Source organism: Bacillus methanolicus PB1, assembly GCF_000262755.1.
In the GTDB taxonomy this organism is placed as follows: Bacteria; Bacillota; Bacilli; order Bacillales; family Cytobacillaceae; genus Bacillus_Z; species Bacillus_Z methanolicus.
In genome coordinates this window covers 198,645-213,438 of sequence record NZ_AFEU01000001.1, presented here as the reverse complement: position 1 = coordinate 213,438, position 14,794 = coordinate 198,645, and the positions used below count along the sequence as shown (strand labels likewise).

Sequence of the window (14,794 nt, the reverse complement as noted above, 5' to 3'; positions counted from 1 at the left end):
AGACCCCATAACTCAATATATAGGACATATTGTAGGATAAATATGCTATATATTGATTAATGCACATGGGGTCAGACCCTTATGAGACAGCCTCGTTTTTAAAGCTTTCATGACAAGCTTAGACTACATATGGAGGTTCTTATGAGCAGCCCTAAGTATAAACGCGTAGTATTAAAATTAAGCGGAGAAGCTTTAGCAGGTGAACAAGGCTTCGGCATTAATCCTGCCGTCATCAAATCGATCGCAGACCAGGTAAAGGAAATAGCTGAATTAGGTGTTGAAGTGGCAGTGGTTGTAGGCGGCGGCAATATTTGGCGGGGAAAAATAGGCAGTGAGATGGGAATGGACAGAGCGACAGCAGATTATATGGGAATGCTTGCAACTGTAATGAACTCCTTGGCTCTACAGGACAGCCTCGAACAATTAGGCATTGAAACACGTGTCCAAACTTCAATCGAAATGCGCCAAGTTGCAGAACCATATATTCGCAGACGTGCGATCCGCCATCTTGAGAAAAAACGGGTGGTCATTTTCGCTGCTGGTACTGGAAACCCTTACTTTTCAACTGATACAACAGCAGCTTTGCGGGCAGCCGAAATAGAAGCAGAAGTTATTTTAATGGCGAAAAACAATGTAGATGGGGTTTACACCTCTGACCCTCGAGTTGATAAAAATGCAAAAAAATATGATGAACTTTCTTATTTAGATGTTTTAAAAGAAGGATTAGCGGTCATGGATTCAACAGCATCGTCATTATGTATGGACAACAATATACCGTTAATTGTATTCTCAATTATGGAACAGGGAAATATTAAACGAGCCGTGATGGGCGAAACAATCGGAACAATTGTAAGGGGGAAAAAATAATGCCAAAACAAGTCATTTCAAATGCTAAAGAAAAAATGACGAAAGCGATCCAAGCATATACACGCGAACTTGCAAGCATTCGTGCAGGCAGAGCCAGCGCTTCTTTATTGGACAGAGTAACCGTTGAATATTATGGAGTGCCTACACCTGTCAATCAATTAGCAGGAATTACTGTACCCGAACCTCGCTTGCTTGTCATCCAGCCTTATGATAAATCAATAATTGGGGAAATCGAAAAAGCCATTTTAAAATCAGATTTAGGATTAAATCCGACAAGTGACGGCTCCCTTATCCGCATAGCTATTCCTCAGCTTACTGAGGAACGCCGCAAAGAGCTTGCAAAGGTTGTAAAAAAAGAATCAGAAGAAGCTAAAGTAGCGATCAGAAACATCCGCCGTGATGCAAATGATGATCTTAAAAAGCTTGAAAAATCAGGCGAAATAACAGAAGATGATCTGCGCGGATATTCTGATGATATTCAAAAGCTTACGGATGAACATATTAATAAAATTGACCAAATCACAAAAGATAAAGAAAAGGAAATCTTGGAAATATAATTATTGCTCGCCAGACGGCGAGTTTTCTTTTTCAAAAAATAGAAAATCGATTCTGTTCCGAAAGTCCTGACTTTTCATTTATTCCTTCATATTTTTTATAGAGATATCTTATCGATTTTTTGGTATGATAAGAGCGTGCGGTTTGAAAAAATTTTTACATATTCTGCATTTTTTCCTTATTTATCGGAGGTAACGATTAACTTTTTTTGGAGGATCTGACCTATGTTAAATAAAATAAAGCTTTGGAAGAACCAGAATTCCTCTTCCAATCTCCGAGATCGAATCAAAAACATAAAAGAACAGCAAGTTCCTTCACATATTGCTATTATTATGGACGGAAACGGCCGCTGGGCAAAGAGAAGAGCATTGCCGAGAGTAGCAGGCCATCATGAGGGTATGAAGGTCGTTCGAAAAATAACAATGCTGGCAAATGAACTAGGGATAAAGATATTGACTTTGTACGCATTTTCCACGGAAAACTGGAAGCGCCCGAAAAACGAAGTAGATTATCTAATGAAGCTTCCCGAAGAGTTTCTCGGCACCTTTTTGCCTGAGCTTGTGAAAGAAAATGTAAAGGTAAAAATGATAGGTTATAAGCATAATCTTCCGGAACATACATTGAGAGCAATTGAAAAAGCTACCAATGATACAAAGGATAACAACGGCCTTATTCTGAATTTTGCTCTCAATTATGGAAGCAGAGCTGAAATTATTGAAGCTGTTAAGCACGTCTTAAAAGATTGCCGAAGTGGTATAATAGATGAAAATGACTTGAATGAGGATGTATTTTCCAATTATTTAATGACTTCAGGTCTTGAGGACCCCGATCTCTTAATTAGAACAAGCGGGGAAATCCGGCTGAGCAATTTTATGCTATGGCAGCTTGCGTACACAGAATTTTGGTTTACCGATGTTTTGTGGCCGGATTTTTCCGAGGAACATTTAATCGAAGCAATAGAAGATTTCCAAAACCGCCAACGACGATTCGGGGGAGTTTGAATATCCCTAAATTTGACATCGGGGCTTCCATTTTCTTGAATTTAGACGAAGAATACAAAGGTGTTGAATAATGGATGAAGCAAAGAATCGTAACAGCAATTACAGCAGCGGCTGTTTTTTTGCCGATTGTTTTTATTGGGAATATGGCATTTTTGGCCATGATTTACTTGTTGGCAACAATAAGCTTATATGAACTGTTAAAAATGCGAAAACTCAATCTTTTTTCAGTTCCGGGCATTATATCATTGGCCCTTCTTTGGATATTCTTATTGCCAAATGAATATTTAAATTTAATTGAGGATCTTAACTATTCAAAGGTAGAAGTCGCGCTGTTGGCTGTTTTGCTTTTCTTAACTTATACCGTTGCAACGAAGAACAGGTTTTCATTTGACGATGTTGCCTTTTCAACAATGGCAATTTTGTATATCGGGATCGGATTTTATTATTTTATTGAAACGCGCGAAGCGGGCTTGATTTATGTTTTTTATTCATTATTTATTGTTTGGGCGACAGATTCAGGTGCTTATTTTATAGGACGGGCTTTTGGCAAAAACAAGCTTTGGCCGGAAATCAGCCCTAACAAGACTGTGGAAGGATTTATTGGCGGGATTGTATGCGCCATCATCGTCGGGATATTATTCGTCTTCTTTACAGATATTGATGCATCACTAATTCAATTAATGATCATCACTGTTTTTTTGTCGATTTTCGGTCAAATTGGCGATTTAGTTGAATCAGCCTTAAAAAGGCATTATGATGTGAAAGATTCCGGCAAAATTCTTCCTGGACATGGAGGTATTTTAGATCGCTTTGACAGCCTGTTATTTGTTTGGCCTCTTTTGCATTTCTTTCACTTATTGTAAAAAACAATATAAAAACTTTGTTCATGTTGTTGATTAGTAGGAGTTGAATGTATTTGAAGCATATTAGTTTGCTAGGGGCAACCGGTTCAATTGGCACTCAAACATTGGACATAATAAGGGAAAATCCTGATCAATTTAAGCTTGCGGCGATGTCTGTCGGCAAAAATCTTGATCTCGCTAGAAAAATCATTCATGAATTTAATCCTGAGCTAGTTTCAACTCGGGATAAAGCCGGTTCAGAAAGCTTAAGAGCCGAATTTCCCGGTATTGTCTTTACATATGGTGATGAAGGTTTAACAGAAGCAGCTGTTTTCGAAAAAACAGATATTCTCGTTAATGCTGTTCTAGGGAGTGTCGGTCTATATCCTACATTGCAAGCAATTGAAGCAGGAAAAGCAATTGCAATTGCGAATAAAGAAACGCTTGTTACCGCGGGCCATCTAGTAATGAAAGCAGCCCGTCGGAAAAAAGTTCCACTGCTTCCGGTCGACAGTGAACATTCAGCCATATTTCAAGCCCTTCAAGGTGAAAAAGAAAAGAATATAGAAAAAATTATCTTAACGGCTTCTGGAGGAAGTTTTCGGGACCGTAACCGGGACGAGCTAGTGAATGTTACAGTTGAGGAAGCTCTTAACCATCCTAATTGGTCCATGGGAGCGAAAATTACGATTGATTCCGCCACAATGATGAACAAAGGCCTTGAAGTGATTGAAGCTCACTGGCTTTTTTCAATGCCTTATGATCGAATAGAAGTGCTTTTGCATAAAGAAAGTATAATTCATTCGATGATTGAGTTCCATGACAGCAGCGTGATTGCCCAGCTTGGAACACCGGATATGAGGGTGCCGATTCAATATGCATTAACATACCCTGACAGACTGCCTCTTAAATCTGCAAGCAAGCTGAATCTTGCCGAAATTGGCAAGCTTCATTTTGCTGAGATGGACTTTAACCGTTTTCGCTGTTTAAAATTTGCGTATGAAGCCGGAAAAGCGGGGGGAACTTTGCCGACAGTTCTAAATGCTGCAAACGAAGCAGCGGTGGCCGCATTTCTGAATGGGGAAATTTCTTTCCTGCAAATTGAAGATATAATCGAAAAAGCAATCAGCAAGCACGAAATCATTGCCCATCCTGATCTAGAAACGATTCAAACAGTCGATAAAGAAACAAGAAGCTTTGTTAAAGGTTTATACTGATTATATTCACATAGAATGTAATATAGAATACAAACGGTTTTTGGTTCATACTTGGCATTAAGCAATATATTTGGTACTCTTTAGCCAAGAAATATGTTTCATGCTGAAAAACACGAAAAAAATCTGACAGTCTAAAAGGTGGGTATACGTTTGAGTACAGTGATAGCCTTTATCATCATATTTGGCGCCCTTGTTTTTTTCCATGAATTAGGACATTTCGTTTTTGCAAAAAAAGCGGGCATATTATGCAGGGAGTTTGCGATCGGTTTTGGTCCGAAAGTATTTTCCTTTAAAAAAGGTGAAACAACCTATACGATAAGGCTTTTGCCAATAGGCGGATTTGTCCGGATGGCGGGAGAAGACCCGGAAATGGTGGAAATTAAGCCCGGGTACAGAATTGGGTTGCTGTTTGACAAAGCTGGAAAAGTAAACAAAATTATATTAAATAATAAAGATAAATATTCTGATGCAAAGATTGTTGAAGTCGAACACGCTGAAATTGAACACGAACTTATTATAAAAGGATATGCGGATGATGAAGAAGATGTTCTGCGAACGTTTGCCGTCAATCCGGAGGCAACAGTGGTGGAAAACGGCTCAGAAACTCAGATTGCGCCATATAACCGCCAGTTCGCATCCAAGACACTTGGCCAAAGAACAATGGCCATTTTTGCAGGACCAATGATGAATTTTGTCCTGGCATTTGCGGTCTTTGTTATTATTGCACTTTTTCAGGGAGTCCCTTCTATGGAACCTGTCCTCGGAAAATTGACCCCGGATGGTGCTGCTTATGAGGCGGGTTTAAAAGAAGGAGATAAGGTTGTAAGCATTGATGGTTCAGAAATATCAACCTGGACAGATGTGGTCGAAATCATTCGCAAAAATCCCGGCGAAGAACTTGAATTTACCATTGAACGCAACGGCGGTACACTGGAAATACCGGTAACACCGAAAGTGCAGGAAGCAGAAGGCAAAAAAATCGGTTTGATTGGGGTTTACAGTCCTGTTGAAAAATCACCGTTAAAAGCAATCACTTACGGAGCAAGCGAAACGTATTTTTGGACGAAAGAGATTTTCGTTATGCTCGGCAAGCTGGTGACTGGACAGTTTTCGATTGATTCCCTTTCAGGACCGGTAGGTATTTATTACTCCACCGATACAGTTGCGAAATCCGGAATCTATTATTTAATGAAATGGGCAGCGATTTTAAGCATAAATCTCGGAATCATGAATTTGCTTCCAATCCCTGCATTAGACGGCGGAAGACTAATGTTTTTTGCTGTTGAAGCGGTCAGGGGAAAACCAATTGACCGCCATAAGGAGGGAATGGTTCATTTTATCGGTTTTGCACTGCTTATGCTGTTAATGCTTGTAGTAACATGGAACGATATTCAACGGTTTTTTCTTTAATGAATAATTAATTTGCCTAATGGGGCTGAAGGGTCAGACCCCTCCAATACAACATATTGACATACAATTATAAAACCATTCTGTATATTGTCATTGATGGAGGAAGCCAGAACCTTTTGAGTCAAGCCCGCATTGGGATTTAAGTAAATGAGGTGCATGATATGAAACAGAGTATGACGCTAATTCCGACACTTAGAGAAGTACCTGCAGATGCAGAAATTAAAAGCCACCAGCTATTATTAAGAGCCGGTTTTATACGGCAAAATGCCAGCGGTATTTACAGCTTTATGCCTTTAGGGCGAAAAGTTCTGCAAAAAATTGAGGGAATTATCCGTGAAGAAATGATCAATGCCGGAGCGGTCGAACTCCTTATGCCGGCACTGCAGCAGGCGGAGCTCTGGCAGGAATCAGGGCGTTGGTATACATACGGGCCGGAATTGATGCGGCTAAAAGATCGCAACGAAAGAGAATTTGCTCTCGGGGCAACGCATGAAGAAGTAATTACAAGCTTGGTTCGTGATGAAGTTAAATCCTATAAACGGCTTCCACTCACTCTATATCAGATTCAAACAAAATTTCGTGATGAAAAGCGCCCGCGTTTCGGGCTTTTGCGCGGAAGAGAGTTTATTATGAAGGATGCATATTCATTCCATTCATCTAAAGAAACCCTTGATGAAGTATACGAAAAAATCTTCCAGGCATATTCAAATATTTTTAGAAGGTGCGGACTCAATTTTCGTGCGGTAATAGCTGATTCAGGAGCGATGGGCGGAAAAGATACGCATGAATTTATGGTGTTATCAGATGTTGGCGAAGATACGATTGCTTACTCAGATACATCGGACTATGCAGCGAATATAGAAATGGCGCCTGTCGTTGTCAAATATGAAAAAGACAATGAGCCTGAAAAAGAACTGGAAAAAGTCAAAACAGAAAATCAAAAAACGATTGAAGAAGTATCAGCTTATTTGAATATAGATGAGAAGAAATGCATTAAATCATTACTTTTCAAAGTAGATGAAACATACGTGCTCGTTCTTGTTCGCGGTGACCACGAAGTTAATGATATTAAACTGAAAAATTTGTTTGAAGCAAGTACAGTAGAGCTGGCTGATGCTGAAGAAACAAAGAAGATTCTTGGCGTAAGCGTGGGCTCGATCGGTCCAATTCATGTAAACAATGTTGAAATTGTCGCAGATTTTGCGGTTGAAGCGATCACAAACGGAGTATGCGGTGCCAATGAAGAACATTTCCATTACATCAATGTGAATCCTGTTCGTGATTTTAAAGTCAGCCGGTATGCGGACCTTCGCTTTATTCAGGAAGGAGATCCTTCACCTGATGGGAAAGGGAAGATCTTGTTTGCGAAAGGAATCGAAGTTGGACACGTCTTTAAGCTCGGAACGCGTTACAGTGAAACGATGAATGCCATGTTTTTAGATGAAAACGGCAAATCACAGCCAATGATCATGGGCTGCTATGGAATCGGAGTGTCCCGGACGTTGGCAGCTGTCGCAGAGCAGTTTAACGATGAAAATGGGCTTGTCTGGCCTGTGAATATTGCACCGTTTCAAGTACATGTCATTGCCGTTAATATGAAGGATGAAGCACAAGCCTCACTAGCCGAGGAAATTTATACGGAATTGCAAAAAAACCGCTTTGAAGTTTTACTGGATGACCGTCAGGAAAGACCGGGCGTAAAATTTGCCGATTCTGATCTCATTGGAATTCCTGTCCGCGTTACAGTCGGCAAGAAAGCAGCAGACGGCATAGTCGAAGTAAAAGTGCGAAAAACAGGCGAAATGCAAGAGATTCATAAAGATGAACTCTTGCCGGCACTTACTGGCATTCTAAAAAATTTATAATGAAAAGGGCTGACTCATAAGGGTCTGACTCCCTCCAGAAATGACAATATATAGAATTGTTTTTTCAGAGTTTGTCAATATATTGTTTTTGGGAGGGGTCTGACCCTTTTGCTAATGAGTCAGCCCCTTTTGCCTGAATGATTCAGAAAACGAGGCACTGTTGGAAGTTTCACTTTATGTTATAATTACCTTTGTTTATATTGAGCCAAATACAAGGTATTAATTTTTATAGATAGGAGAGAGAAAGATGAGCGAGAAAGCCTCAGGCAAGAAAGAGCGATTCCAACTCTTGCTCCAGCAGCTGCAGTTGACTGAAGATGCGTTTGTAAAGTATTTTCACAACGCGGAAATCGAAAAAGTCATGATCGAAAAGAAAGCTAAAAAATGGCATTTTCATTTTCTTTTTGAAAAAATCATCCCCTGCAATGTTTTTCGCCGTTTTACCGCACAGCTGGAAAAATCATTCTCACAAATTGCCAATATCTCATTTTCAATAAAAGTTTCCAATCAAGAAATTAAAGACGAGCTCATCATTGATTATTGGAAAAACTGTATTCAAGAAATTGACGGGATCTCTCCGCCGCTTTTAAAATTATTAAATGAACAAATTCCAAGAGTTCAAGGAAATAAACTAATTATTCAAGCCAGAAATGAAGCTGAAGGTCTTGCGTTAAAAAAGAAATATGCCGGCATGATCACGAACATTTATCAAACATTCGGATTTCCCCTTTTAACAATCGATATCGAAATTTCGAACGAATCTAATGAAGAATATCATGAGTTTCTGCTGGCCAAAGAAAAAGAAGATCAGGAAAGAGGGCTTCAAGCTCTTGCTGAAATGCAGAAGAAGGAAGCCGAAACAGAACAGGGGATTGAGTCGGAAAATGGTCCGCTTATGATCGGGCTGACAATTAAAGACGATTCCGATTTTAGAAAACTCGAAGAAATCGTTGAAGAAGAACGAAGAGTTGCCATTGAAGGGTATGTTTTCGATGTTGATACGAAAGAGCTAAAAAGCGGAAGAACTCTATTAAACTTCAAAATTACGGATTACACAGGCTCGATTCTTGTCAAAATGTTTTCAAGGGATAAAGAAGATGCAGAAAAGTTTCAGCGCGTGAAAAAGGGAATGTGGCTGAAAGTCAGGGGCAGCATTCAAAACGATACATTTGTCCGGGATCTTGTCATGATCGGAAACGATATAAACGAAATAAAACCGATTGAAAGAAAAGACACCGCGCCTGAAGGAGAAAAACGGGTTGAACTTCACCTGCATACTCCTATGAGCCAAATGGATGCCGTTACATCTGTAAGCACGTTAGTGGCCCAAGCGAAAAAATGGGGGCATAAAGCAATTGCCATTACTGACCATGCAGTAGTTCAATCTTTTCCTGAGGCATTTGGGGCGGGGAAAAAGAATGATATCAAAATTTTGTATGGACTTGAAGCCAATTTAGTTGATGACGGAGTTCCAATTGCCTATAACAGTGCACACCGAATACTCTCGGAAGAAACTTTTATCGTATTTGACGTCGAGACAACGGGTTTGTCTGCTGTATATGACACAATTATCGAACTGGCTGCGGTTAAAATTCAAAATGGAGAAATTATCGACCGATTTGAGTCGTTTGCCAACCCGCATCATCCGCTTTCGGCAACAACGATAGAATTGACAGGAATAACGGATGATATGGTCAAAAATGCACCCGAAGTGGATGACGTTTTGAGAAGATTCCATTCCTGGGCAGGCGACGGTGTGCTAGTAGCTCACAACGCATCTTTTGATATTGGATTTTTAAATGTCGGCTATAAAAACATCGGCATCGGAAAGGTTGCCAATCCGGTCATAGATACTCTGGAATTAGCCAGGTTTCTGTATCCTGAATTAAAAAACCACCGGCTAAACACACTGGCAAAAAAATTCGATGTCGAACTCACCCAGCACCACCGGGCCATTTATGACGCAGAAGCAACCGGTTATCTTTTAATTAAAATGCTGAAAGATGCCAATGAAAAAGGGATTGAGTACCATGATCAATTAAATGATACATTGGGCCAAGGAAATGCGTATCAGCGCGCCCGCCCGTTTCATTGCACTCTTCTAGCGCAAAATGAAACAGGTCTGAAAAATTTGTTTAAACTTGTATCGATTTCCCACATTGATTATTTCTATCGGGTTCCACGAATTCCGAGATCCCAGCTTCAATTGCACCGCGAAGGGATTTTAGTCGGATCCGGCTGTGACAAAGGCGAAGTATTTGAAGGCATGATGCAAAAAGCGCCGGAAGAGGTAGAGGAGATTGCTCAATTTTATGATTACTTGGAAGTACACCCGAAAGATGTGTATGCCCCGCTCATTGAAATGGAGCTTATACGTGATGAAAAAGCATTGGAAGAAATCATTGGAAATATTGTAAAGCTAGGGGAAAAGCTGAACAAACCGGTAGTCGCTACCGGTAATGTCCATTACTTAAACCGGCATGATAAAATATACCGAAAAATTCTCGTAAGTTCTCAAGGGGGAGCCAATCCGTTAAACCGCCACCAGCTGCCTGATGTTTATTTCCGCACGACAAATGAAATGCTTGATGCTTTTTCATTTTTGGGTAAAGAAAAAGCGAAGGAAATTGTTGTCGGGAATACGAATAAGATTGCCGATATGATCGAGCAGATTAAGCCGATAAAAGACGATTTATATACTCCTAAAATTGAAGGTGCGGATGAAGAAATACGGAAAATGAGTTATGAAATGGCCAAGAAAATTTATGGCGATCCTCTTCCTGAAATTGTTGAAGCACGGCTAGAAAAAGAGTTAAAAAGCATTATTGGCCACGGGTTTGCCGTTATTTACCTGATTTCTCATAAACTCGTAAAAAAATCGTTAGATGATGGTTATTTAGTTGGTTCCCGCGGATCAGTAGGATCGTCGTTCGTCGCAACAATGACGGAAATAACGGAAGTAAATCCGCTTCCGCCTCATTATGTATGCCCGGAATGCAAACATTCCGAATTCTTTAATGACGGTTCGGTAGGATCAGGATTTGATTTGCCGGATAAAGATTGTCCAAAATGCGGTGCCAAATATAAAAAAGACGGCCATGATATACCTTTTGAAACGTTCCTTGGCTTCAAAGGGGACAAGGTGCCTGATATCGACTTGAATTTTTCGGGCGAATACCAGCCAAGAGCCCATAACTATACGAAGGTTCTATTCGGCGAAGATAATGTGTACCGCGCCGGAACGATCGGTACGGTTGCAGATAAAACGGCATTCGGCTATGTAAAAGCATATCAGCAGGATAACAATCTTGATCTTCGGGGAGCGGAAATCGACCGTTTGGCTTCCGGACTAACAGGTGTAAAAAGGACGACGGGCCAGCACCCCGGTGGAATTATCGTTGTTCCTGATTATATGGATATTTATGATTTTACGCCGATCCAATACCCGGCAGATGACCATACTTCCGAATGGCGGACAACCCATTTTGACTTCCATTCGATTCATGATAATCTGTTAAAACTCGATATTCTCGGACACGATGACCCGACTGTTATCCGCATGCTTCAAGACTTAAGCGGAATCGACCCGAAAACGATTCCGACAGATGATCCTGAAGTCATGAAAATTTTCAGCGGAACAGAATCGCTTGGAGTGACAGAGGAACAAATCATGTGTAAAACTGGAACACTCGGCATTCCTGAATTTGGAACGAGATTCGTTCGGCAAATGCTCGAAGAAACGAAGCCGACGACATTCTCTGAACTTGTCCAGATTTCCGGTTTATCACACGGGACGGATGTTTGGCTGGGAAATGCCCAGGAGCTTATTCAAAACAATATTTGTACATTGAGCGAAGTGATCGGGTGCCGCGATGATATTATGGTCTACCTTATTTATCAGGGGCTGGAACCGGCTTTCGCCTTTAAAATTATGGAATCCGTCCGTAAAGGGAAGGGATTAACAGAGGAGATGGAAGCGGAAATGCGCAAGAACAATGTTCCTGAATGGTATATCGATTCTTGCAAAAAAATTAAATACATGTTCCCGAAAGCCCACGCTGCTGCTTATGTATTGATGGCAGTGCGTATTGCATATTTTAAAGTTCATCATCCTCTTCTTTATTATGCAGCATATTTTACCGTTCGTGCTGAAGACTTTGATCTTGAAGCGATGACGCGCGGTCCAAAGGCTATTCGTGCACGAATTGAAGAAATTAATGCAAAAGGGATGGAAGCTTCTCCAAAGGAGAAGAACCTTTTAACAGTGCTTGAATTGGCGCTTGAAATGTGCGAAAGAGGCTTTTCTTTTAGAAAAGTGGATCTTTACAAGTCAAGCGCTTCTGAATTTATTATTGAGGGAAACTCTCTTATTCCGCCTTTCAATTCCATTCCGGGACTGGGAACAAATGCCGCATTAAATATTGTAAAGGCAAGAAGCGAAGGAGAATTTTTGTCAAAAGAAGACCTTCAGCAGAGAGGGAAAGTTTCAAAAACGATTATAGAATTTTTGGAAAACCACGGATGCCTTGATGCGCTTCCCGAGCAAAACCAATTGTCACTTTTTTAAAAACCTTTCAATCCTTTCTTAAAGGGATTTCATTTGCAATAACTATCCGTTTATGGTATAGTTTTATTTGGATATACTAAGAATAAACTCTAGCTGATAAGAGTGGGGCGACCCACTCTTTCGTGTTTGTTTACACAAATTATCTTAATCGGGATTTTTTTCCGGTTTTTTTCCTGACGGTAAGAGATTGTATGTTAAGGAGGGAAATGACTTTGAGCAAGGTATCGGAAATAGTTGAAGAATTAGTAACCCCAATCCTTGACGAAAACGGTTTGGAGTTAGTTGACATCGAATACGTAAAAGAGGGAAAAGAATGGTTTCTCCGCGTATTTATCGATAAGGATGCCGGAGTAGATATTGAGGAATGCGGGATTGTGAGTGAAAAGTTAAGTGAAAAGCTTGATGCAATTGATCCCATCCCCCATAACTACTTTCTTGAAGTTTCTTCACCTGGAGCGGAACGCCCTTTAAAGAAAGAGAAAGACTTTGAAAAAGCGGTCGGCAAAAATATTTTCATAAAAACATATGAGCCTATTGACGGAGAAAAAACGTTTGAAGGCATTTTAACTCATTTTGACAGTGAAACAGTTAAAATAGAGATTAAAATAAAAACAAGAAAAAAACTGATTGAAATACCGTTCAGTAAAATTGCCAGCGCCCGTTTGGCTGTCAGTTTTTCATAAATCATTGTTTTTCTTAATAATAAAGAGTTTCTTAGAGATTAAAGGGGGAACGATCTCATGGCGAGTGAATTATTAGATGCACTTAATTTACTTGAAAAAGAAAAAGGCATTTCTCGTGAAGTTTTGATTGAAGCGATAGAGGCAGCGCTTGTTTCCGCTTACCGCAGGAATTTTAATCAAGCTCAAAACGTGAGAATTGACATGAATCTGGAAAATGGTACTATGCGCGTATTTGCAAGGAAAGAGGTAGTGGAAGAAGTATTTGATCCCCGCCTCGAAATCTCATTGGAAGACGCCCGGCAAATCAACCCGAATTATCAAGTTGAAGATATTGTTGAATTGGAAGTTACGCCGAAAGATTTTGGCCGGATTGCTGCGCAAACTGCAAAACAAGTTGTAACCCAGCGTGTCCGGGAAGCTGAAAGAGGAATTATTTATTCGGAATTTATTGACCGTGAAGAAGATATTATGACGGGAATCGTTCAGCGCCAAGATTCGAGATTCATTTATGTAAGCCTCGGCAAAATTGAAGCCATTTTACCTGCAAATGAGCAAATGCCGAATGAACAATACAAACCGCATGATCGTATTAAAGTGTATATTACAAAGGTGGAGAAAACGACAAAAGGACCGCAAATCTACGTTTCCAGAACTCATCCGGGGCTTTTAAAAAGATTATTTGAAATTGAAGTTCCCGAAATTTACGACGGTATAGTTGAAATTAAGTCTGTTGCCAGGGAAGCTGGAGACCGCTCCAAAATCTCCGTTCATTCCGATAATCCTGAGGTAGATCCGGTCGGTTCTTGTGTCGGGCCAAAAGGAAGCCGTGTTCAGGCGGTTGTAAACGAATTAAAAGGTGAAAAAATTGATATTGTTAAATGGTCTGACGATCCGGTTGTTTTTGTTGCAAATGCGCTAAGCCCTTCAAAAGTTCTTGATGTTATTGTATATGAGGAAGAGAAAGCAACAACCGTTATCGTTCCTGATTACCAGCTATCGCTTGCAATTGGAAAGCGCGGCCAAAATGCACGCCTTGCTGCTAAGCTGACCGGCTGGAAAATTGATATTAAGGCTGAATCAGAGGCGCGTGAAGCAGGAATTTATCCGCGCAATGAACAATTGTTGACGTTTGATGAAGATAAAGACACCGAAGAAGAATATACAATTGATTAAAGGATGAGGTGAATGATCGTGAACAAACAAAAAAAAGTTCCAATGCGTAAATGTGTTGCAACTGGTGAAATGAAACCGAAAAAAGAACTCGTTCGCATCGTTCGCTCTAAAGAAGGCGCGGTATCCATTGATCCAACAGGGAAAAAATCCGGACGGGGAGCTTACCTGTCTAAGGATAAGGAAGCTATCCTTCTGGCAAAGAAAAAAAATATTTTGGCAAATCATTTGCAAACAACGATAGATGAGACAATATATGATGAGCTCCTGGAGCTTATTGAGAAGGAGAAACGACTATCCTGATGAATTCAAATCAATGGATGTCATTGCTTGGCTTGGCCAATCGAGCTCGTAAAATCATTTCGGGCGAAGAACTTACCGTTAAGGAAATAAGAAGCGGTAAAGCAAAGCTCGTTATATTGGCAAGAGATGCATCAGCCAATACAAAAAAGAAGATTACAGATAAATGCGGGTCCTATCACGTCCCATATAAAATGGTTGAAAACCGATATCTGCTCGGTCAAGCAATTGGAAAAGAAGCCCGCGTAGTCGCAGCCATTTTAGATGAAGGATTTGCGAAAAAACTGATGACGTTGCTCGATTAATTTTAGCGGGGG

At 40.3% G+C, this 14,794-nt stretch carries 12 protein-coding genes; all 12 read left to right on the top strand.

Translation table 11 applies throughout. The features are described from left to right. Window positions 1-141: 141 nt before the first annotated feature. The 12 genes from pyrH to PB1_RS00825 all read left to right on the top strand — a co-directional run bounded on the left by pyrH (window position 142) and on the right by PB1_RS00825 (window position 14,782). The gene (gene pyrH, locus PB1_RS00880; RefSeq protein WP_003350165.1) at window positions 142-867 is read left to right on the top strand and encodes a UMP kinase; all 726 of its coding nucleotides are present in this window, start codon (window positions 142-144) and stop codon (window positions 865-867) included. Then, window positions 867-1,424, top strand: coding sequence for a ribosome recycling factor (gene frr / locus PB1_RS00875; protein ID WP_003350164.1), 558 nt, complete (start codon window positions 867-869; stop codon window positions 1,422-1,424). The genes pyrH and frr overlap by 1 nt, the downstream gene beginning before the upstream one ends. 222 nt (window positions 1,425-1,646) lie before the next feature. Next, the gene (locus tag PB1_RS00870) at window positions 1,647-2,423 is read left to right on the top strand and encodes an isoprenyl transferase (RefSeq protein WP_003350162.1); all 777 of its coding nucleotides are present in this window, start codon (window positions 1,647-1,649) and stop codon (window positions 2,421-2,423) included. Between the two features lie 74 nt (window positions 2,424-2,497). Beyond that, window positions 2,498-3,286: a phosphatidate cytidylyltransferase gene (locus PB1_RS00865; protein ID WP_003350160.1), complete on the top strand. Its 789-nt coding sequence runs from the start codon at window positions 2,498-2,500 to the stop codon at window positions 3,284-3,286. Window positions 3,287-3,339: 53 nt separating this feature from the next. Further along, complete coding sequence (gene dxr / locus PB1_RS00860) at window positions 3,340-4,482, top strand: 1-deoxy-D-xylulose-5-phosphate reductoisomerase (protein ID WP_003350159.1); 1,143 nt, start codon at window positions 3,340-3,342, stop codon at window positions 4,480-4,482. Window positions 4,483-4,632: 150 nt separating this feature from the next. Then, on the top strand, window positions 4,633-5,892 hold the full coding sequence (gene rseP, locus PB1_RS00855) for an RIP metalloprotease RseP (RefSeq protein ID WP_003350158.1): 1,260 nt from the start codon (window positions 4,633-4,635) through the stop codon (window positions 5,890-5,892). 161 nt (window positions 5,893-6,053) lie between these two features. Beyond that, window positions 6,054-7,757, top strand: a complete 1,704-nt coding sequence (locus tag PB1_RS00850; protein ID WP_003350157.1) for a proline--tRNA ligase — start codon at window positions 6,054-6,056, stop codon at window positions 7,755-7,757. A gap of 247 nt (window positions 7,758-8,004) precedes the next feature. Continuing rightward, window positions 8,005-12,324, top strand: coding sequence for a PolC-type DNA polymerase III (locus tag PB1_RS00845; protein WP_003350156.1), 4,320 nt, complete (start codon window positions 8,005-8,007; stop codon window positions 12,322-12,324). A gap of 212 nt (window positions 12,325-12,536) precedes the next feature. After that, a complete protein-coding gene (rimP, locus tag PB1_RS00840; RefSeq protein ID WP_003350155.1) occupies window positions 12,537-13,007 on the top strand; it encodes a ribosome maturation factor RimP in 471 nt (156 codons plus the stop codon). A 57-nt stretch (window positions 13,008-13,064) separates the two neighbouring features. Next, window positions 13,065-14,180 (top strand): transcription termination factor NusA, encoded by a 1,116-nt coding sequence (nusA, locus tag PB1_RS00835; protein WP_003350154.1) that lies wholly within the window; start codon window positions 13,065-13,067, stop codon window positions 14,178-14,180. An 18-nt stretch (window positions 14,181-14,198) separates the two neighbouring features. Beyond that, complete coding sequence (gene rnpM, locus PB1_RS00830; protein WP_034644815.1) at window positions 14,199-14,480, top strand: RNase P modulator RnpM; 282 nt, start codon at window positions 14,199-14,201, stop codon at window positions 14,478-14,480. After that, window positions 14,480-14,782, top strand: a complete 303-nt coding sequence (locus tag PB1_RS00825) for a YlxQ family RNA-binding protein (RefSeq protein WP_003350150.1) — start codon at window positions 14,480-14,482, stop codon at window positions 14,780-14,782. The genes rnpM and PB1_RS00825 overlap by 1 nt, the downstream gene beginning before the upstream one ends. Window positions 14,783-14,794 lie beyond the last annotated feature (12 nt).